General features: G+C 71.4%; 15 protein-coding genes and 1 tRNA gene. 8 read left to right on the top strand and 8 right to left on the bottom strand.

Annotation, left to right across the window (positions count from 1 at the left end; all coding sequences use genetic code 11):
* The first annotated feature begins 29 nt into the window (after positions 1-29).
* Positions 30-2,921 carry a UPF0182 family protein gene (locus QM641_RS04550; RefSeq protein ID WP_415113899.1) on the top strand — a complete coding sequence of 964 codons (2,892 nt, stop codon included), beginning with the start codon at positions 30-32 and terminating at the stop codon, positions 2,919-2,921.
* Between the two features lie 232 nt (positions 2,922-3,153).
* Here QM641_RS04550 and QM641_RS04545 read toward each other — a convergent pair.
* Positions 3,154-3,227, bottom strand: a tRNA-Met gene (locus QM641_RS04545).
* 207 nt (positions 3,228-3,434) lie between these two features.
* Here QM641_RS04545 and QM641_RS04540 point away from each other — a divergent pair.
* The gene (locus QM641_RS04540) at positions 3,435-4,247 is read left to right on the top strand and encodes a carbon-nitrogen hydrolase family protein (RefSeq protein ID WP_415113897.1); all 813 of its coding nucleotides are present in this window, start codon (positions 3,435-3,437) and stop codon (positions 4,245-4,247) included.
* Between the two features lie 237 nt (positions 4,248-4,484).
* Here QM641_RS04540 and QM641_RS04535 read toward each other — a convergent pair whose 3' ends face one another.
* Both QM641_RS04535 and QM641_RS04530 read right to left on the bottom strand, forming a co-directional pair.
* Positions 4,485-5,693, bottom strand: coding sequence for an aminotransferase class I/II-fold pyridoxal phosphate-dependent enzyme (locus QM641_RS04535; protein ID WP_415113895.1), 1,209 nt, complete (start codon positions 5,691-5,693; stop codon positions 4,485-4,487).
* Positions 5,694-5,831: 138 nt separating this feature from the next.
* Positions 5,832-6,023, bottom strand: coding sequence for a hypothetical protein (locus tag QM641_RS04530; protein WP_415113892.1), 192 nt, complete (start codon positions 6,021-6,023; stop codon positions 5,832-5,834).
* Between QM641_RS04530 and QM641_RS04525 the strand changes: the two genes are divergently transcribed.
* The 3 genes from QM641_RS04525 to QM641_RS04515 are packed head-to-tail and all read left to right on the top strand — an operon-like array spanning position 6,016 to position 10,099.
* The gene (locus QM641_RS04525; RefSeq protein ID WP_415113890.1) at positions 6,016-7,323 is read left to right on the top strand and encodes a S1C family serine protease; all 1,308 of its coding nucleotides are present in this window, start codon (positions 6,016-6,018) and stop codon (positions 7,321-7,323) included. The two genes, QM641_RS04530 and QM641_RS04525, sit on opposite strands and share 8 nt — an antisense overlap.
* A gap of 44 nt (positions 7,324-7,367) precedes the next feature.
* Positions 7,368-8,648, top strand: a complete 1,281-nt coding sequence (locus tag QM641_RS04520) for a CDP-glycerol glycerophosphotransferase family protein (protein ID WP_415113888.1) — start codon at positions 7,368-7,370, stop codon at positions 8,646-8,648.
* On the top strand, positions 8,645-10,099 hold the full coding sequence (locus QM641_RS04515) for a CDP-glycerol glycerophosphotransferase family protein (RefSeq protein ID WP_415113886.1): 1,455 nt from the start codon (positions 8,645-8,647) through the stop codon (positions 10,097-10,099). The genes QM641_RS04520 and QM641_RS04515 overlap by 4 nt, the downstream gene beginning before the upstream one ends.
* 321 nt (positions 10,100-10,420) lie before the next feature.
* On the opposite strand, the gene QM641_RS04510 is transcribed toward QM641_RS04515, so the two are convergent.
* Positions 10,421-11,512 carry a glycosyltransferase family 2 protein gene (locus QM641_RS04510; protein WP_415113884.1) on the bottom strand — a complete coding sequence of 364 codons (1,092 nt, stop codon included), beginning with the start codon at positions 11,510-11,512 and terminating at the stop codon, positions 10,421-10,423.
* Positions 11,513-11,567: 55 nt separating this feature from the next.
* Here QM641_RS04510 and QM641_RS04505 point away from each other — a divergent pair, with 55 nt between their 5' ends.
* Entirely contained in the window at positions 11,568-12,803 is a 1,236-nt protein-coding gene (locus QM641_RS04505) for a hypothetical protein (RefSeq protein ID WP_415113882.1), read from the top strand.
* An 18-nt stretch (positions 12,804-12,821) separates the two neighbouring features.
* Here the strand turns inward: QM641_RS04505 and QM641_RS04500 are convergent, their stop codons facing one another.
* Both QM641_RS04500 and QM641_RS04495 read right to left on the bottom strand, forming a co-directional pair.
* Positions 12,822-14,171: a maltokinase N-terminal cap-like domain-containing protein gene (locus QM641_RS04500; protein ID WP_415113880.1), complete on the bottom strand. Its 1,350-nt coding sequence runs from the start codon at positions 14,169-14,171 to the stop codon at positions 12,822-12,824.
* A gap of 164 nt (positions 14,172-14,335) precedes the next feature.
* Entirely contained in the window at positions 14,336-15,817 is a 1,482-nt protein-coding gene (locus QM641_RS04495; protein ID WP_415113878.1) for a hypothetical protein, read from the bottom strand.
* 145 nt (positions 15,818-15,962) lie between these two features.
* On the opposite strand from QM641_RS04495, the gene QM641_RS04490 reads away from it, so the two are divergent.
* Both QM641_RS04490 and QM641_RS04485 read left to right on the top strand, forming a co-directional pair.
* Positions 15,963-16,169 carry a hypothetical protein gene (locus tag QM641_RS04490; protein ID WP_415113876.1) on the top strand — a complete coding sequence of 69 codons (207 nt, stop codon included), beginning with the start codon at positions 15,963-15,965 and terminating at the stop codon, positions 16,167-16,169.
* Between the two features lie 327 nt (positions 16,170-16,496).
* Entirely contained in the window at positions 16,497-17,948 is a 1,452-nt protein-coding gene (locus QM641_RS04485; RefSeq protein WP_415113874.1) for a DUF222 domain-containing protein, read from the top strand.
* A 109-nt stretch (positions 17,949-18,057) separates the two neighbouring features.
* On the opposite strand, the gene QM641_RS04480 is transcribed toward QM641_RS04485, so the two are convergent.
* Together QM641_RS04480 and QM641_RS04475 are read right to left on the bottom strand one after the other, a co-directional pair.
* On the bottom strand, positions 18,058-19,086 hold the full coding sequence (locus QM641_RS04480) for a hypothetical protein (RefSeq protein ID WP_415113872.1): 1,029 nt from the start codon (positions 19,084-19,086) through the stop codon (positions 18,058-18,060).
* Between the two features lie 39 nt (positions 19,087-19,125).
* Positions 19,126-19,818 carry an NTP transferase domain-containing protein gene (locus tag QM641_RS04475; protein WP_415113870.1) on the bottom strand — a complete coding sequence of 231 codons (693 nt, stop codon included), beginning with the start codon at positions 19,816-19,818 and terminating at the stop codon, positions 19,126-19,128.
* Positions 19,819-19,962 lie beyond the last annotated feature (144 nt).

The raw sequence follows: 19,962 nt of genomic DNA, 5'->3' as shown, positions 1-19,962 counted from the left end.
GCCGGAACCCCTCCGTTTAGGATGGGAGGGTGACCACGACCTCCGTGCCGAATCAGGCCACGCCTCCCAGTTCCTCCCGTCGCGCTGTCGGCATCACGCTCGCGGTGATCGCCGCGCTGGTGGGCCTGTTCTTCGTCTTCGCGACACTGTTCGCCGACTGGCTCTGGTACGAGCAGCTGGGCTTCGACAGCGTGCTGCTGACGCAGTGGACGGCGCGCGTCGTGATGTTCGCGATCGGGTTCGTCGCCATGGCGGTGCCGGTGTTCGCCGCGATCCAGCTCGCCTACCGGCTACGGCCGGTGTACGCGCGCCTGAGCTCGCAGCTGGACCGCTACCAGGAGGTCGTGGAGCCGCTGCGGCGCCTGGCGATGTGGGGCATCCCGCTCTTCTTCGGCTTCTTCGCAGGCTTCACCACCTCCGCCCAGTGGGAGACGGTGTGGCTGTGGCTGAACCGCGTCTCCACCGGCGACAAGGATCCGCAGTTCGGCATGGACACCGGGTTCTACCTGTTCGAGCTGCCGCTGCTTTCCGCCGCGGTGGGCTTCGTCTCGGCGATCCTGCTGGTGTGCCTGGCGATGACCGCGCTCGTGGCCTACCTGTACGGCTCGGTGCGGGTGGGTCAGCGCGAGCTCCGGATCTCCAAGGCGGCGCGCATCCAGCTCGCCGTGCTCGCCGGGCTCTACGTGCTCGTGCAGGGTGCCAGCATCTGGCTCGACCGGTACAAGACCCTGTTGGAGACCGGTGACCGCATCACCGGTGCGAGCTACGTCGACGTGCACGCCATCATCCCGGGCCAGACGATCCTCGCCATCGCGGCGATCATCGTCGCGCTGCTCTTCTTCGTCACCGCCGTCATCGGCCGCTGGCGGTTCCCGCTCATCGCGACCGGGCTTCTGATCGTCTCCTCGCTCGTGGTGGGCATGGCCTACCCGTGGTTCGTGAACCAGTTCCAGGTGCGGCCGAACCAGCTGGCGCTGGAGAGCGAGTACATCCAGCGCAACATCGACGCGACCAAGGCCGCGTACGGCATCGACGGCCTGGACAAGAGCGACTTCAAGGCGGTCACCGACGCCGAGCCCGGTCAGTTGCGCGCGGATGCCGAGACCACGGCATCCCTGCGCATCATGGATCCCGCGATCATCAGCCCGACCGTGCGCCAGCTCGAGCAGTACCGCTCGTACTACAAGTTCACCGACCCGCTCGACGTGGACCGCTACCAGATCGACGGGACCTCGCAGGACACCGTCGTCTCGGTGCGCGAGCTCAACCTTGACCAGCTGGGCACCGCGGCGTCGTGGTACAACACGACCCTCGTCTACACCCACGGCTACGGGCTGGTGGCGGCGAAGGGCAACGAGCGCACCACCGACGGCAACCCGGTGTTCCTGGAGCGCGGCATCCCCGCCTCCGGCGCGCTGACCAGCGCAGAAGGCGGCTTCGAGCCGCGCGTGTACTTCGGCGAGACCTCGCCGACGTACTCGATCGTCGGCGGTGAGGAGGGTGCGCGTGACATCGAGCTGGACTACCCGCGCGGCACGGACGGCGCCAGCGAGACGAAGACGACCTTCACCGGCGACGGCGGCCCGAGCGTGGGGAACGTCTTCAACCGGCTCATCTACTCGCTGAAGTTCCAGTCCACCGACATCCTGTTCTCGGATGCCATCAACTCGCAGTCGCAGATCCTCTACGACCGTGATCCGGCGACGCGCGTGAAGAAGGTGGCGCCCTATCTCGAGCTCGACAACGACCCGTACCCCTCGGTCGTGGACGGGCGCATCGTCTGGATCGTCGACGGCTACACGCTGAGCGCGAACTACCCGTATTCGTCGATCGTGAGCCTGCGCGACGCGATCTCCGACACCACCAACACGACCCCGCGCGTGGCGCTCGACGATGTCAACTACATCCGCAACTCGGTGAAGGCCACCGTCGACGCGTACGACGGCTCGGTGACCCTCTACGCCTGGGATGCCGAGGACCCGATGCTGAAGGCGTGGCAGAAGGTCTACCCGTCCACGCTCAAGCCGGTCTCGGAGATGTCGGCCGAGCTCATGAGCCACGTGCGGTACCCGACCGACCTGTTCAAGGTGCAGCGGGCGATGCTCGGCACCTACCATGTCGACGACGCGCAGTCGTTCTACCAGCGTGACAACGCCTGGAAGACGCCGGACGACCCGGCATCCACGCAGGAGGAGCTGCAGCCGCCGTACTACCTGACGATGCAGATGCCGGGTCAGGACTCCCCGACCTACTCCATGTTCACGACGTTCATCCCGGGCGGCGACGACACCCGGAACGTGCTGATGGGCTATCTGGCGGTGGACTCGAACGCGGGTGCCGAGGCGGGCACGAAACGTGAAGACTACGGCAAGCTCCGCATGCTGGTGATCGACGCGGAGACCCCGGTGCCGGGCCCCGGCCAGGTGCAGAACACCTTCGACGCCGATCCGAGCGTGTCCGCGTTCATCAACATCCTGAAACAGGGGCAGTCCGAGGTGCTCAACGGCAATCTGCTGACCCTGCCGGTCGGTGGGGGCCTCCTCTACGTGCAGCCGGTGTTCGTGCAGTCCTCCGGCGCCACGAAGCTGCCCACGCTGCAGAAGGTGCTGGTCGCCTTCGGCAACGAGGTCGCCTTCGAGGACACGCTGCAGGCGGCGCTGGACAAGCTGTTCGGCGGCTATTCGGGCGTGGAAGCCGGGGACAAGGACGTGACGACGACCGAGCCGGACACGACGGAGACGCCGGAGACGCCGGCCACGGAGGGCGACGCGTACACGGCGGCGCTCGACGAGGCCCGTCAGGCGATGCTCGACCGCTCCGCGGCGATGCAGGCGGGCGACTGGGCCGCGTTCGGCGAGGCCGACGAGCGCCTGACCGCCGCGGTGCAGAAGCTCCTGGATCTCGAAGAGTCGGCCGAGTAGGAACTCCTCGCGGCGCCGGTCTCGGAACGCAATGAGGAAGGCGCCCCCTGGACGGGGACGCCTTCCTCACTCGTTGCGGGGACAGGATTTGGCCACGCCGTCCCTCCACCCGCCGCGGTGCGGCGCGCGGAGCCGCCGACGGCGCGGGACCCCCTGAAGCAGGCTCGCGGCGCCGGCCTCGGAACGCAAATGAGGAAGGCGCCCCCTGGACGGGGACGCCTTCCTCATTTTGTTGCGGGGACAGGATTTGAACCTGCGACCTCTGGGTTATGAGCCCAGCGAGCTACCGAACTGCTCCACCCCGCGGCACGAGAATCAAGCTTAGCACGCGTCTCGGGGCTCGGCGCACGCAGGGAGCGAGGGGGCCACGGGGAGGTTCGTCGCCGTCGGCCTCGGTCCGGTCGCCTTCGTGTTCGTCGTCGCGGTCGGCTACGGTTCAAGGGGATCGCCGCGGCGGCGTCGAGCGCCGCGAGGTGTGATCCCGATCAGGTTGCGAGCGCGGAGGGACGGCCGATGACGACAACGGATGCCGTGGGCGTCGCGGTCGCCCAGTTCGCTCCCACCACTGACACGGCCGAGAACCTCCGGGTGATCGAGGGCTTCGCGGCCACGGCCGCGCGCCGCGGTGCGCGCGTGGTGCTGTTCCCGGAGTACTCCAGCTACTTCGTCGACCCGTTCGACGAGACGCTCGCCGCCGCGGCGGAGGACCTCGACGGGCCGTTCGTGGGCGCGCTCGTGCGCATCGCCGACGCGCACGGCGTGCATGTGGTCGCGGGGATGGTCGAGCGGGCCGGCGACGGGCGGCGCGTACGCAACACGGTCGTCGCGGTCGACGGCGACGGGCTGCGCGCCGGCTATCGCAAGCAGCACCTCTACGACGCGTTCGGGCAGCGCGAGTCGGACTGGATCGAGCCGGGGCAGCCGGGCGCGCCGGAGACCTTCGAGGTCGACGGGCTCCGGTTCGCGCTCATGACCTGCTACGACCTGCGGTTCCCCGAGGCGGCGCGCGTGCTCGCCGATGCCGGAGCGCACGTGATCCTGGTACCCGCGGAGTGGGTGCGCGGGCCGCTCAAGGAGGACCACTGGCAGACCCTCCTGCGTGCCCGGGCGATCGAGAACACCCTGTTCGTCGCGGCATCCGATCACCCGCCGCCCGTCGGCGTCGGCCGCTCGGCGGTCATCGACCCGCAGGGGGTCGAGATCGCCGCGGTCGGGACCGCCACCGACGTGGCCGTCGCGTTCCTCGACGCGGCGGCGGTGGATCGCGTACGCCGGGTCAACCCGGCGCTGAGCCTGCGCCGCTACCGGGTCGTCCCGCGCGACTGACCGGCGCGCTGCCCTCCCGTCGGCGTCCGCCCACTCGGACTCCCCGGCCTGCCCGCTCGGGTGCTCCGGCCCGCTCGCGCGCCCCGCCTTCTCCCCGCGCCGAGTCACTGTCTCCCGTGCCGAGTCACTGCCCAAGGTTCGAGTCACTGCTCTGCAGCGCAGTGACTCGAAGATGGAGCAGTGACTCGGAGAGGTGGAGGGGGATGCGGGATCAGCCGCCTCGAACGCGAGGTGCGTTCAGGGGAGGGAGAAGCCCGTGGCGAGGCGGGATGCCGCGTCCTCGAGTACCTCGGTCCGCTTGCACGCCGCGAACCTTACGAGCGCGGCGTAATCCGCGCGGTGCTCCGGGGTCACGAACGCGGTGAGCGGGATCGCGACCACGCCCGCGCGGGCGGGCAGGGCCCGGCAGAAGTCCGCGGCATCCGTCGCTCCCAGCGGCGCCGCATCGGCGACGGTGAAATACGAGCCTGCCGGCGTGGACACCTCGAACCCGGCCGCGCGCAGACCCGCGCCCAGCAGGTCGCGCTTGGCGCGCAGCGTCGCCGCGATGCCGGTGAAGTAGTCGTCGGGCAGGCGCAGCCCGGTCGCGATCGCGGGCTGGAACGGTGCGCCGTTGACATAGGTGAGGAACTGCTTGACGGCCAGCACCGCCTGCACGAGCGGCTCGGGTCCGCTGATCCAGCCGATCTTCCACCCGGTGGTGAAGAACGTCTTGCCGGCCGACGAGATCGTCAGCGTCCGCTCCCACGCCCCGGGGAGCGTCGCGATCGGAGTGTGCGCGCCCTCGAAGACGAGGTGCTCGTAGACCTCGTCGGTCACGACGATCGCGTCGTGCCGCTCGGCGAGGCGCACGACCTCGTCGAGCACTTCGCGCGCGAAGACCGCGCCGGTGGGATTGTGCGGATCGTTCACGAGGATCACGCGGGTGCGGTCGGTGACGGCGGCGCGCAGCCGGTCGAGATCCGGCTGGAAGTCGGGCCAGCGCAGCGGCACCGTGATCAGCCGGGCGCCCGCGAGGGCGACGCACGCCGCATAGGAGTCGTAGTACGGCTCGAAGACGACCACCTCGTCGTCCGGCCCGTCGACGAGGGCCAGGAGCGTCGCCGCGAGCGCCTCGGTGGCCCCCGCGGTCACCAGCACGTCGCGGTGCGGGTCGAGGGCGAGCCCGTAGAACCGTTCCTGATGCTCGGCGATCGCCTGCAGGAGATCGGGCATGCCGCGCCCGGGCGGGTACTGGTTGACCCCGTGCGAGATCGCCGCGCGCGCCGCCTCCAGCACGACGGCCGGTCCGTCCTCGTCGGGAAAGCCCTGGCCGAGATTGACGGCCCCGGTGGCCGCGGCCAGCGAGCTCATCTCGGCGAAGATCGTGGGCGCTGCCGTGCCGTCGGGCGACAGCAGGCCCGCGCCGGTGGCAGCGCGTCGCCAGGCGCCAGGAATGTCATGCATCGCGCTCAGGTTACACGCACAGGGGTGTCGGGGTGCGAGCATAAGAAAAGCACAGCATCGGGAGGCATCCTGAGAGGGCTTTTGCAGAAGGAGCACCATGAGCGAGAACCTCCCGTCCGTCCCCGAGCAGTCCCAGCGTCAGGAAGGCGACGGCCCCGCGCCGGGACCGATTCCGCCTCGACCTCCCATGCCGGATGCCGCGACGGAGCCGTTGCCGCCGACGGCACTGGTGTCGGCCGCTGCCGCGACCAGCACGTCGACCGCCTCAAGGCCGACCACGCCGACCGCCTCGACCGCGCCCGCGGCGCCCACTGCCTCGACCGTGCCCATCCCCCCTGGCGGGTACTCCGGGCCTCCGCCGTTGCCGCCCGCGCCGCCCGGCGCGAGCACGAGTGCCGCGGCGTATCCGCCGCCGACCTCTCAGGCGGCCGAAGCGCGCTCCGCGCGTGTGGGCTCGGGCAAGATCGTCGGCATCCTCGTCGCCGCCGCGATCGTCGGCGGTGCGGCAGGCCTGGGGGTGTCCACAGCGAGCGCGTCGTTGTTCCCCTCCAGCACCGGCTCGACAGCCAGCGGCCCCTCGACGATCACGGTGAACAACACCGACTCGGTGACGGCGACCACGGCGATCGCGGCGAAGGTCGTGCCTAGTGTCGTGACGATCTCGGCCACGAGCGGCGATTCCGGCGGCACCGGCTCCGGGGTGGTGCTGACCTCCGACGGCTACGTGGTCACGAACACCCACGTCGTGACCCTCGACGGCGCCACCGGCGACGCGACGCTGCGCGTGACCACCTCGGACGGCGAGGTGTACGACGCCGAGCTGGTCGGCACCGACCCGGTGTACGACCTGGCGGTGATCAAGCTCACCGGCGCCACCGACCTCACGCCGATCGAGTTCGCCGATTCCGCGAAGCTCAACGTCGGCGACCAGGCCGTGGCCGTGGGCGCGCCGCTGGGTCTTTCCAACAGCGTCACGACCGGCATCGTGAGCGCTCTGAACCGGTCGATCCAGATCGCCTCGTCGGCAGCACCCGACAGCAGCCAGGATCAGAACGACTCCGGCGAGGATTCGCCGTTCCAGTTCGACTTCGGGCAGGAGCGTCAGCAGCAGCAGCAGGCGGACAGCTCGATCTCGATCGCGGTGATCCAGACCGATGCGGCCATCAATCCCGGCAACTCCGGTGGCGCCCTGGTCAACGGCGAGGGCGAGCTGATCGGCGTCAACGTGGCGATCGCGACGGCGGGCGGCACCTCGACGGATGCCGGCTCCATCGGCGTCGGCTTCTCGATCCCCTCCGACATCGTCAAGCGGGTCAGCGACGAGCTCATCTCCGACGGCGAGGCCACGCACGGCCTCCTCGGCGCGACCGTCGGCGACGCGGCGGCGGCGGAGGACGCGAGCATCGCCGGTGCGCTCATTCGCGAGGTCACCAGCGGAGGGCCCGCCGCGAGCGCGGGTCTGCAGCAGGGCGACATCGTGACGGCGTTCGACGGCATCCCGATCACCGCGGCGGTCGACCTCACCGCGCAGGTGCGTGCGCACGCCGCCGGCAGCGAGGCGGAGGTCACGTACGTCCGCGACGGCCAGTCCCACACCGTGGAGGTGACGCTCGGGAGCCTGACGCAGTAGCCGCGAGACCCGAGAAGGACGCCACACCGCGATAGGCTCGCGGGGTGGCGTCCTTCTCGTTCGGTGCGGGCAACGCGGCCAAGCTGCTCCGCATCCCGTTGTATGCCGCAGGGTGCATATTGACCGCGATCGTGCCGCGCTCGCGCGACGAGTGGGTGTTCGGGTGCGGGGCGGGAATCGGCGACGGCGCGCTCGCGCTGTGGCAGCGTGCGGCCGACGCGAGCGAGCGAGCGGTCTGGCTGGTCGGCAGCGAGACCGAACGAGCGGATGCCGCACGCCACGGCATCCCGTCGATCCCAAAGCACTCCGTGCGCGGGCTGTGGCGCACCGCGCGCGCCCGCGTCATCGTGATCACCCACGGATTCGGCGACGTCAACCGGTACGCCGCGGCGGGCGCGTACGTCGTGCAGCTGTGGCACGGGATCCCGCTCAAGCGCCTGGGTCTTGACTCGCCGGCGACCACCCGCAGCGACGTGCTTCCTGGATCGCGCACGCTGGCCCGACTGATCGGGCTGCTGTACCGCGGCGCCCAGCGCCGCATCTCGCTGCTGCCGGCCGCGTCGCACCTCGTGCGCGGGCGGCTGGAGTCGGCCTTCGGGCTGCCGGACGACCGGGTGCGCGTGACCGGCGAGCCGCGCGTAGACGTGCTCTCCCGTGGATCCGGGGAGGAGCGCCGCACCCGCGCTCGCGCCCGGCTCGAGGAGCTCGTCGGCCCGTGCGGCTCCGGTGTGCGCCTCGTGCTGTACGCCCCCACGTGGCGCGACGGCGCGCCGGATCCCGCGGTCCCCGACGCCGCGGAGTGGGCGCAGCTGCAGGCGACACTCGACGCGCACGACGCCGTCCTGCTCGTGCGATCGCACCCGCTGGGCGCGGGGGACTACACCCCGCCCGCGCCGACCGCTCGCGTGCGGGGGCTGGGCAGCGCCGTCGTGGCAGACGTCACGCCACTGCTGCCGGGCCTGGACGTCCTGGTGACGGATTATTCGTCTTTGCTCTACGACGTCGGCCTCGTGCCGCTTCCGGTGGTCTTTCTCGCCCCCGACGCCGACGCCTACGGGCTCGAGCGCGGCTTCTACGGCACCTATGCCGAGGTGGCCGGGCCGGATCCGGCGACGTCGTGGTCGGATGCGGTCTCCCAGCTGGCCGCGGTGCTTGGCGACGCGCGGGAGCGCGAGGGGCGGGTCGAGCGTTCGCGCGCGCTGAGCGCCCACGTGCACGACTACGACGACGGGGGCAACACCGACCGGGTGTACCGGACGATACGGGCGGCGCTGGACGCCGGGACGGCGGCGCGGTCACGGCGCGTCGCGAAGGGAGCCAGATGATGCAGGCGCGCTTCGAGGACGACCCGGTTGCCGCGCTCGTCCTGACCGGGGACGGGCCGGTGCCGGCGGCCGTCGAGGTGGTCGGGCCGCGCGCCCGGACGCACGCCTCTGCGACTGCCTGCGACGAGGGCTGGTCGGCGACCGTGCCGCTGCAGGCGGCGCGCTGGGGCGGACCCGTGCTGCCCCTGCCGACCGGGGACTACGCCGTGCGGCAGGTCACCGTCGACGGCGAGCAGGGGTCGGTCGCGGCATCCGTCCCGCTCACGATGCTCGGAACGCTCCGGGCGACGCTGACCGACGGGACGCTGCGCATCGGCCCGCCGCTGGATCCCGCCTACGATTCCGGCGAAGGGCAGGCGGCGCTGGAGCGGCGCTACGCGACGCGCCCCGGCGGCGTGGAGAACGCGGTGTTCTTCGAGAGCTTCTACGGACGCAACGCCAGCTGCAACCCGCTGGCGATCGATCGGGAGCTGGCCCGCGTCGCACCCGGCATCACGCGCTACTGGAGCGTCGTGGACCTGTCCGTGCAGGCTCCCGACGGCGCCGTGCGGGTCGTGGAGGGGAGCCCGGAGTGGTGGCGTGCGCGCGGCGCGGCGCGCCTGCTCGTGGTCAACGACTGGCTGCGGCGCCGTTTCGTGCGCCGCCGGGGTCAGGTGGTGCTGCAGACGTGGCACGGCACGGCGCTCAAACGGCTCGCGCTGCACCGACCGGGGTTCGATCCGCGCCGCGCCGCGGCGGTGATCAAGGAGAGCCGGCGCTGGAACGTGCTGCTCGCGCAGAACCCGTACGGGGCGCGCATCCTGAAGAAGGCCTACGCGTTCCTCGGCCGGCCGATCTGGGTGGAGGGGTATCCGCGCAACGACGTGTTGCGCACCGACGACGGTGCGGCCACGCGGGCGGCGCTGGGGATCGGGCCGGAGGAGCGGGTGCTGCTGTACGCGCCCACGTGGCGCGACGACCGCGAGCAGATGGTCGACTTCCTCGACCCGGCAGCCCTGGCGGTCGAGGCGGACGCCGTCGTGCTCGTGCGCGGGCACTCGCGCACGCTCCTGCCCGGCAGTGATGCGACCGGCCCGCGGGTGATCGACGTGACGGCCTACCCTGACGTGTCCCGGCTGCTCGTGGTCGCCGATGCCCTGATCACCGACTACTCCTCGGTGATGTTCGACTACAGCGCGACCGGAAAGCCGATGTACTTCCTCGTGCCCGACCTGGAGCACTACCGGGGCGAGCTGCGCGGGTTCTACTTCGACCTGGCCGCGCACGCGCCGGGGCCGTTCGTGCGCACGCAGGACGAGCTGGTGGCAGCCCTTGCCGACCCCGGCACGGCGGAGCGCTACGCGGAACCCTATGCGGCGTGGCGGGCGCGGTTCAACGCGCGCGACGACGGGCACGCCGCCGAGCGCGTGGTCGCCCGCATCCTCGACCAGGGTTTCGTCTCGCGCGCCTGACTCGCGCCTGCGCTGACCGACCGCGCCCGCACCTGCATCCTTCCTCCTCGCGAGACCTCTCGTTTGCAACGCTTTCCCGCGCAGAACGGTGCAATCGGGCGGCCTCGCGAAACCTCCTCGATCCAGCACCCTCGCGAGACCTCGCGTTTGCAACGTTTTTCGGCGTAGAACGGTGCAAACGGGAGGTCTCGCGGGGGAGGAGGGGAGGACTTCGGACTTCAGTCTTCAGTCTTCGGGCTTCGGGATGCCGGGGGTTCAGAGCAGCGGGGACTTGGGATGCCGCGGGTTCGGGGGCTCAGGCCGGGGGCTCAGGCCGGGGGCTCAGGGCAGCGGGGTGTTCCGGTCAAGGCGAGAGGTGTCCACGGTGTCGTGCGCGCCGCGCAGGGTGCCGGCGAGGAAGCCGACGCCCCAGGCCAGGTGCATCGAGGGCAGCACCGCGAGCGTCCACAGCCGGTCGCGCCAGCCGCGCCCGCCGGCCGGTCCCGCCGCGACCGCGAGGATGAGGGCGACGTAGGCGGCCACGGGGAGGTACACCGCGGAGAGCACCGCCGACGGCCAGCCCGAGACCGCGCCGGACGACTGCAGCACGCCGATCACCAGGGCTGCGGCGACGGCCAGCACCAGCAGCGGCGGTGCGAAGAACCGCAGCGAGTTGCGACGGCCGTAGCGGCGCACGAGCTCGCCGCGCCACGCGCCGGTCGAGCGGAACTGGCGGACCAGGCGCGTCCAGCTCTCGCGCGGCCAGTACGTCACCGCGAGCGCCGGGTCGAACCACACGCGGTAGCCGGCGGCGCGGATGCGCAGGTTCAACTCCCAGTCCTCGCCGCGGCGGACCGACTCGTCGAAGAGCCCTACCTCGTCGAGCACGGCGCGCCGGAACACCCCCAGGTAGGCCGATTCCGCAGGTCCCTCGTGCGTGCCGCCGTGGTAGGCGCCGCCGCCGAGGCCGATCGGGGAGTTGTAGGCGCGCGCGACGGCGCGCTGGAAGGGCGTGCGTCCGTCGGCGCGCATCACGCCGCCGACGTTGCCGGCGCGCACGCGCTCGAGCGTGGCCAGCGCGCGGCGCGTGTAGCCGACGGCGAGTTCGGAGTGCGCGTCCACCCGCACGATCGTGGGGTACCGCCCGGCCCGGATCGCCGCGTTCAGGCCCTCGGGAATGTGCGCGCCTGGGTTGGGGACGAGCCGGATGCGCGGATCGGCATCGGCCAGGCGCTGCGCGAGGGCCGTGGTCCCGTCGGTGGACGGGCCGAGCGCGAGGATGAGCTCTCCCGGCCCGTCGAACTCCTGCGCGAGCACGGTCTGCACCGCGCGCTCCAGGTAGGCCCGCTCGTTGAGGACCGGCATCACGAAGCTCACCCCGGAACCGGCGGGCGGAAGGGGCGCGTCCCGCGTGGTGAGCTCGTCCACCTGCATCCGTCGATCATCCCACGGGGCGAGGCGACGGCATCCCGCTCGGTAGTGTGGACGGGTGACGATGCTCTCCGACGGCGCCCGTGTGCTCTCCCTCCTGCGCCGGGCGGTGCGGGGCCGCTTCGCGGTGCGCAGGCTGCGGCAGCGGCTCGACGCGCGCGATCCGCTGCCGGTGGGCAGGTTCCGCATCGCGGTGTACTTCGCCGACGGCGTGGTGAACCTCTACCAGATCCGCCAGTGGTACCGGCCGCTGGCCGAGCTGGCGCGCACGTGGCCGGTCGTCGTGCTCAGCCGCAACGCGCGCGGCGCGCTCGCGATGCTGGAGGACGGCGCGCTTCCGGTGGCCTTCGTCCCCACGGTGACCGACTTGGAGTCCTACCTCGCGCAGGAGGACATCCGCATCGTCCTGTACGTGAACCAGAACACCCGGAACTTCCAGATGTTCCGCTACGGCCGGCGCTGGCACGTGTTCATCAACCACGGCGAGTCGGACAAGATGTACATGACGACGAACCAGTTCAAGGCGTACGACTACGCCCTGATCGCCGGGGATGCCGCCCGCGAACGGCTCTCGCGCGCGCTGTGGGACTACGACCTGGACCGCAGGACGATCCCGATCGGCCGCCCGCAGGCCGACCACTTCACCGGGAGCCTGCCCTACCCGCTCGACGCCCGCACCGTCGTGCTCTACGCGCCCACGTGGGAAGGCGACCGCCCGGCGGCCGCGTACGGATCGATCCTCTCTCACGGCGAGGCGCTCGCCGCCGCTGTGCTGGCGTCTCCGCGGCACCGCCTCGTGTACCGACCGCACCCGCGCTCGGGCGTCGTGGACGCGGCCTACGGCGCGGCGAACAAGCGCATCGTGGCCGCCATCGCCGCGGCGAACGAGGCGGACCCGACGGCTCACCACGTCTACGACGAGAGCCCCGAGCTCGGCTGGCAGCTGAGCTCCCCGGACCTGGCGATCGTGGACATCTCCGCGATGGTGTACGACCGCCTGGCCGCGAACAAGCCCCTGCTGGTGACGCGACCGGTGAGTGCGGAGGCGGAGATCGATGCCGGCGGTTATCTCTCGGATGCCGAGTGGCTGACTGCCGAGCGCGCCGGTGCGATCCTCGACGAGACCGAGCGGGTGCTCTCCGACCCCGGTTCGGTGGAACGGCTCGCCGGCTGGGTGCGCCACTACTTCGGCGACACGAGTCCCGGGGCCGCGACGGCGCGGTTCCACGCCGCGATCGAACGGCTCATGGGTGAGTGGGACCGGTGCGCCGCTGCGGAGCAGGACGGCTCGTGACCGAACGCGGAGCGCGCCTCAGCTGCGCCCACCGGCGAGCCGGGCGACCGCGCCGAGCGGGATCGGGACCCATGCGGGACGGTTGCGCGCCTCGTAGCTCGTCTCGTAGACCGCCTTGTCGAGCTCGAGCGCGCTGAGCAGCGTGTCTGCGGCGGTCGTGACGGCGGCATCCCGATACCCGGCCAGGAACGCTGCGCGAGCGCGGTCCGTCCACTCCCGCAGGAGCGCGACCGGCGGGTGCTGTTCGTCCTGCAGCAGGGCGCCGGTGACGTAGTCGAACGAGCGCAGCATGCCGGCCACATCGCGCGCCGCGAGGTCGGGCCGGAGCCGATCCGACATCGGGCGCATCGGCTCGCCCTCGAAGTCCAGCAGCACCCAGCCGCGCCCCGGCACGAGGATCACCTGGCCCAGGTGGTAGTCGCCGTGCACGCGTTGCAGGGCCGGCCAGGGGGCGGCCGCGGCGGCGGCGTACACCGCCTCGATCGCGGGGACGTGCGCGGCCAGCGCCGGGACATCGTCGATGGCGGCGGCGAGCCGGCGACGCCAGCCGTCGACGGTGGCCTCCCGATCGGCATCCGCGACGGCCCGTGTCGGGAACAGGTCGGCCAGCCCCGCGTGCACCCTCGCCGTGGCCCCGCCGAGGGCGCGGGCGCGCGCGGAGAAGTCGTCGTCGGCCGCGGCGGCGCGAAGCGCGACCCGCCAGGCGTCCTCGACGCCGGGCAGGAACTCCTGGGCGAACGCGAGGGATCCGCCCGCGGGCCGGTGCGAGAGGGCATCCGTCCACTCGCCCTCGATCGCGCCGATCGCCCGCGCGACGAAGGGCGAGCCCGCGGCCGCGAGAGCCGAGGTGAGTTCGACGTCGGGGTTGAGCCCGGCGTGCACCTGGCGGAAGAGCTTTGCGATGATCGGGATGCCCTCGCCCGCGGGGCGGTAGACGATCGACGTGTTGGACTGCTCGCCGGACAGCACGGCCGCGGTGTGGGCGCTGCCGACCGGCGGCGCGGGCAGGGCCGGATGTCCGACCGCGGCCAGGCCGGAGCCGGTCGCCCGCCCGCCCGCGGTGATCAGGCGCAGGAGCGCCGCGGCGAAGGCGGGGTCGCGCGGGGCGTCGAGGAGGGCGACTCCCGGCTCGGGGTGGCCGATCACGGCGCCCGGATCGGCCTGCTCGGCAGGCCGGAGGATCGTGGGCACCTGATAGGTGATCGCGGGGGAGGAGCCCTCGTCGGCGACGAGGTACGTGCGCGCCACCGTGTCGCCGACGGGGAGGTCCCACCACGAGACCAGCCTGAGTGCGGGGCGTGCGCCCTTCGCGGCGTACCAGCGCTGCTGAGGCATCCAGGCGGCGAGGCACGCCAGCGTCCGATCCATACCGCGAGCGTACCCGCCCCCGCGAGGGTGCCACTTGCCCCCGCGAGGGTGCCAGTTGCCCCCGCGAGGGTGCCACTTGCTCCCGCGAGGGCGCCACTTGCTCCCGCGAGAGTGCCACTTGCTCCCGCGAGAGTGCCACTTGCTCCCGCGAGGGTGCCACTTGGTCACAGGGTGGTGCGCACCCAGGTCTCGACGTCGGTGAGGGGACCCGTCCAAACCGTCTCGCGCACGAGGCCTGCCGCGGTGAGGGCGGCCACGTCGGCGGCGATCTGGGCCGGCGCCAGAGCCTGCGCACGGACGTAGAAGACGCGCTCGAGCCGCTCGAGGCGGGGGATGGCGGCGGCGCTCGTGGAGCGCTCCGCGAACAGCGCGGCACGGTCGCGCCCGGGCACCAGCAGGGTCACGTCGACGAGATCGCCGACCTCGCGCTCATGCATGAGGCCGATGAGGCTCGGCCACGTGCGGTAGTCGATCGGCGTCGAGTACAGCACGCCGTCCCCGGGCAGGCTGTACTCGGCGAGATAGGCGACCGGGGCCGGCCAGTCCGCGTTCTTCGCGGTGAGCTCCCGGTTCGCCGCGAAGGCGCCGATGCCCGCAAACGCCACCGCGACGGCGAGCACCGCAGCGACGACGCCGCCGAACGCGCGGCGCACAGCCTCGGCGAAGACCACGCAGAACGCCGGGGCCGAGAGCACGAGCGCGCGTGGCTGCAGGACCGAGGGCCCGACGACCGACACGAGCAGGATCACGGCGGTGGGAAGCACGAGCCACGGCACGAGCACCCGCCAGGGGGAGGGTTCGTGCGAGCCGTCAAGTCGCCGGCGGACGAAGGCGACCAGCAGCGCCGCCACCAGAAGCAGCCACGCCAGGGCACCCTGGCCGAGCTCGCGGTGGAAGAACTCGCCGACGAGCACGTGCCGCACGGCATCGGCGTCGATCGGGAAGACACCGCCGAGCTGGCCGCGCTGGGTGAGCACGACGATACCGAGCGGGATGCTGAGGACGGCCGCGACCCCCGTGGCGACGAGCAGCCGTCGCCTGCGGCGTAGCTCCAGCGGCAGCCACGCGATCGTGACGACGTGGGCGGCGACGACCAGGACCACGTAGAGGAACACGTGGATGCCGACCACGGCGACGACGGCGTAGGCGACCAGCAGCGGCAGGGGGCGGCGCGCGCGCACGGCCAGGAGCAGAAGGAGGGTCAGCAGTGTTGCGAGCAGGGTCGTCAAGGCGAACGAACGCGCCTCGGTGGCCATCCACGAGGTGCGGCCGAGTCCGGCGAACAGGAGGGCCGCGGCCGCCGCCGACCACCGCGTGCCGAACTGGCGCGCGAGAGCGTAGACGAGCGCCGCCGCGCCGCCCACGGCGAGCGTCGATGTCAGTCGCAGTGCGAACGGGTCTGGTCCGAAGGCGATCGCGACCGGGTGCATGAGCGCGTAATAGAGGCCGTGCACGGCGTCGATCGCGCCGAGCATCGCCCACAGGCTCGCCCACGGCCGGGAAGCGCCCGAATAGGTCGCCGCCTCGTCGTACCAGAACGACGGCCGATCGATGCCCTGCACCTCGACGAGCACGAGGAGGACCGCGGCGGCGATGACGACAGCCGCCTCGAACGCGGGGCGGGCGCGCGGACCGGCTGACATCATCACTGCCCCCGTCATCGTCGTTCGCGTTCGCGGTCGCCGTTCCGCGGTGGTCAGGAGTGTAGTTCAGGGTGGCCCGCTCGTGCCGGGCGGTCTGGTCAGGCGCGCCATCGGGTGGGAGGATGAAGCCGAGCATGGGAGGTGTCCGATGATCATCGAGTTCGCGTTCTTCTTGATCTGTCTGATCGGCGGGTTCTGGCTGTTCGGTCTCGCTCAGGAGGCGACGGTGCTGCCGGCGCTGGTGTTCGTGGCCGGCATCCTGGCGATCAGCATCGGCCTGGCTTTCGTCATGCGCGCTCGCGGCGGCGCGACCAACCGCGGCCCCGTGCGTGGGGCAGAGCACCGCGAGCAGTAGATCTCGCAGCCCACCGCGCCGCAGCCACAGGGCGACGAGCGGATGGAGCCGACGTGCGCACCCGACGCGCCACGGGATGCGGGCGGCCTGTGCTCGGGCGAGCTCAATGATGCGACGCATGAATCGAACATAGCGGCGATCTCGGACATTCGTTTCGTGTGCATCGGACCAGAGCCCCGTTCCGTGGAAAGGCCGGCTGAAGGGTGGATTGTGGAGAGTTGCGTAAGCGATGCCGGCCCGCGCAGCATCTTGGCGGCGGTCGCAGTGTGGCGGAGCTCTCTGCTCGTTCGGGTTGCGCAAGTTCCGCATACATAGTATATTTGTTCTATGAGCAATTCGGCGGCATCACGACCTGCACCCGCCGCGCCCGTCGTGAGCGACGCCGGATGGTGCGAGATCGAGGCGGACCCGGAGCGCTTCTGGGACGAGGCGACCGCGCTCCGAGCGGGCGTCGATCTGCCGTCGGAGCCCGACCCGTGGGCGTCTGGGGAGGTGCACGACGACTGGGTCGACCGATTGCAGGACGTCACTCGGCGCGGACGGGCGCTGATCGCCGACCAGTACGCCATGATCGCCGCGGTGCTGCGCGACGCGGCCGAGTGCCCTGACCCGTGGATCGGTCCCGACCCCACGCTCGATCCGACGTGGGTCGATCCGCAGGAGCGTTCCGTCGCTCGCCTCCGGCGGGAGCGGAGCGACATCGCGGTACGCGCCGCCACAGCCGACCTCGCGGTGCGCATTCGACTGTCTGAGACGATGATCCGCACGCGGGCAGCACACGCAGACATCCTGCAGGAGCGGTGCCCACGGCTGTGGCTGGCCTTCACGGCCGGCGACATCGATGAGCGCAACGCGGTTGCGACCGCGCTGCTGGCCGCCTCGCTGCCCGACGACCGGCCGGACTCCTGGGCGGCCTTCGACGACGCCGTGGCCGGGCCGGCGCAGACACTGCCTCCGGGCAAGCTCCGCATCTACGCCCGTGCACTGCGCGAACGCGTGCACGCGGAGTCCGTCACCGAGCGGCACCGTCGTGCACGGAATGACCGCGGAGTGTGGCTCACTCCCGAACTGGACGGCATGGCGAGCGTCACGATCATGTCGTCCGCGGCGGACGTCTACGCCATGTACGGTCAGACGGATGCCACCGCCCGCCATCTACGACAGCACGAGGGTGAGACCCGCACGCTCGCACAGCTTCGCGCCGACGTGCTCATCGACCTCGTGAACGCGGGTGCGACCGCATCGGCCGCGCTGGACGCACCGACCGGTGCGGCCGCATGCACCTGTGCGACCAGGCCCGCCCGGCCACAACCGGCGGTCGCGATCACGGTTCCGGTCATGACCCTCCTCGGTCAGGGCGACGAGCCGGCGACGCTGGATGGGTACGGACCGATCGACCTCGACACCGCCCGCCGCCTCGCCGGTCAGGCGTCGTCGTGGGTGCGCATCCTCACCCATCCCGTCACCGGCACGGTGCTCGATCTCGACCGCCGCACTTACCGCGTTCCGAAAGCGCTTCGCCGATGGCTCGGGGTGCGCGATCCGGTCTGCATCTTTCCGGGCTGTTCGCGTCCGGCGCGCACGTGTCAGCTCGACCACCGGCTCGACTGGCAGTACGGCGGCACGACGACCGACGCCAACCTCGCTCCGCAGTGCGAGCCCCATCACGTGTTGAAGACGAAGAGCCTCTGGAGGCCCTACCGCTGTCCCGTCACGGGCGCGACGTGGTGGATCAGCCCGACCGCGGAGGTCGTGGAGGCCGACCCGCCTCCCTGGTGACGGGCATTCCGCGGGGTGGTGGGGTCGCCGACCTCAGCCGTCCGACGGGGCGACGAAGGAGAACAGGAGACGTAAGGGACCCGCGAGGGAGGTGGTGGGGTCGCCGACGTCAGTCGTCCGTCGGGGCGGGCGTGAGCCCGACGGGCTCCTCTGTGCGCCGGCCCAGGGCTTTGCGGCCCGTGCTGCTCACCGCGTCTGTGGCCTTGCGGCTCGCGGTTCCGACCGCGTCTGTGGCCTTGCGGCTCGCGGTTCCGACGACGTCGACGGTCTTGCGGCCTGCGGTGCCGACGGCATCCGCCGCCTTGCGACCCGCCGCGGCGACCGCGGAGCCGGCACGGTGGGCTCCGCGCGCGGCGGCGTGCTCCAGGCGAGTGGCGCCGGGCAGCGGCTCGAGCTCGGCGGGATACTCGACCGGCGGTGCGCCGAAGGCCTTCCGCGAGCCGACGACCACGCGGCGTCCCAGGAGATTGTTTCCGGCTCCGCCCACGGCCGCGCCGATGCCGAAGGGCAGGGCCTTGCCGAGCACCGATGCCCCGCCCCTGGCCGCGAACTGGTGCACGAACGCGTGCTTGAGCCGGTCGACGAGCGGACCGACCGCGGCACGGGGGAGCGATTTGGTGATCAGCTCGCCCCAGTACGCGTCGCGCCCCGGCCCTTTGCCGGCGGCCTGCCGGGCGAACTGCGAGACGAGGTCGACGCCCTCCTTGCCGACCATGAGAGTCAGCACCAGCGCACGGGCGCGGTCGGGGTTCTCGACGCGGATGCCGTGCAGCTCCGCGAGAGACTGCGCGAACAGCGCGGTGGCCTCCAGGAAGCCGACCGTCTCCACACCGCTGAGGGCGAGCGTGACGCCGGTGCCGATGCCGGGCACGACCGCCGTCGCCCCCACCGCCGCTCCGCCCGTTGTGACGGCGGCGAGGTAGCGCCGTTCGAGCATCCGGGCGATGTCGGCGGTCGAGGCATGCGGGTGCCGCAGGCGGATGCTGCGCAGGTGCGCGACCACGACCGGGCGCTGGATCGCCAGCACGCGGTCGAGTGCCCGGATCACCCGCGGATGCTCGTCGGAGCCCACGGGCGGCAGCCCGCCCTCCCACGGAGCGTCGTTCGGGAGGGAGTGGATGCGCGCAACCTTGGCCACAGGTGTGATCCTAGGCGGATCGCGGCCCGCGCGCCTCGGTCAGACGAAGAGGTTCGCTCGCTCGAGGTCCTCGGCGAAGTCGACCTCCACCGCGTAGAGGTCGGAGATGTCGAGCGGCTCCACCAGCACACCGTTCTCGGCGATGGCGAGCTCGAGGCCGCGCTCGAAGTAGTCCTGGTCATCGACCCGGTTCAGCTGGGCCATGAAGGCGCGCTTGTCGCGGCTGGAGACGTAGTTGATGCCCACGGCCTCGCCGATGCCGCCGCGCACGGTCTTGGAGAGCTCCTTGATGTAGCCCTCGGCGGTCACGGTGTATTTGACCTCTTCGTCGCTCACCTTCGCGGTGTTGACGGTCACGAACGACTGGTCCCGTTCGATGAACTCGATGGCCCGACCGAGCACGCGCGGGTCGAAGACGACGTCGCCGTTCATCCAGAGTACGCCGCTGCGGCCGGTGGCCGAGAGCGCACGCAGGAGGCTCTTGGACGTGTTCGTCTGGTCGTAGCGGTCGTTGTAGACGTAGTCGACGTCGGGGAACGCCTCCACGATCGTCTCGGCGCGGTAGCCCACGACGGTCGTGATGCGTGCCGCGGAGCCGAACGCGGCACGGATGTTTTCGTGCTGCTGCTGCATGATGCTCCGGCCGTCGCTCAACTCGGTCAGCGGCTTGGGAAGGCTGCGGCCGAGCCGCGAGCCCATACCGGCTGCGAGGATGACGGTCTGAACAGTCACAGGTTTCTCCTGAAGGAAGTGTTTCTTGGGATTTGGTTTACCGCGATGACACCCCTTCGTGCCTTGACCAGGGTAGCGAGTTCCGCCTGAGAACCCGCCGAACACGGCGTCTCCGTTGTCGATTCGTGACAAAAACGTCCCAGC

This window comes from Microbacterium sp. (genome assembly GCF_047605725.1).
GTDB lineage: Bacteria > Actinomycetota > Actinomycetes > Actinomycetales > Microbacteriaceae > Microbacterium.
Note: the sequence above shows the minus strand (reverse complement) of the source record. Positions and strands in the feature narration are given on the sequence as shown.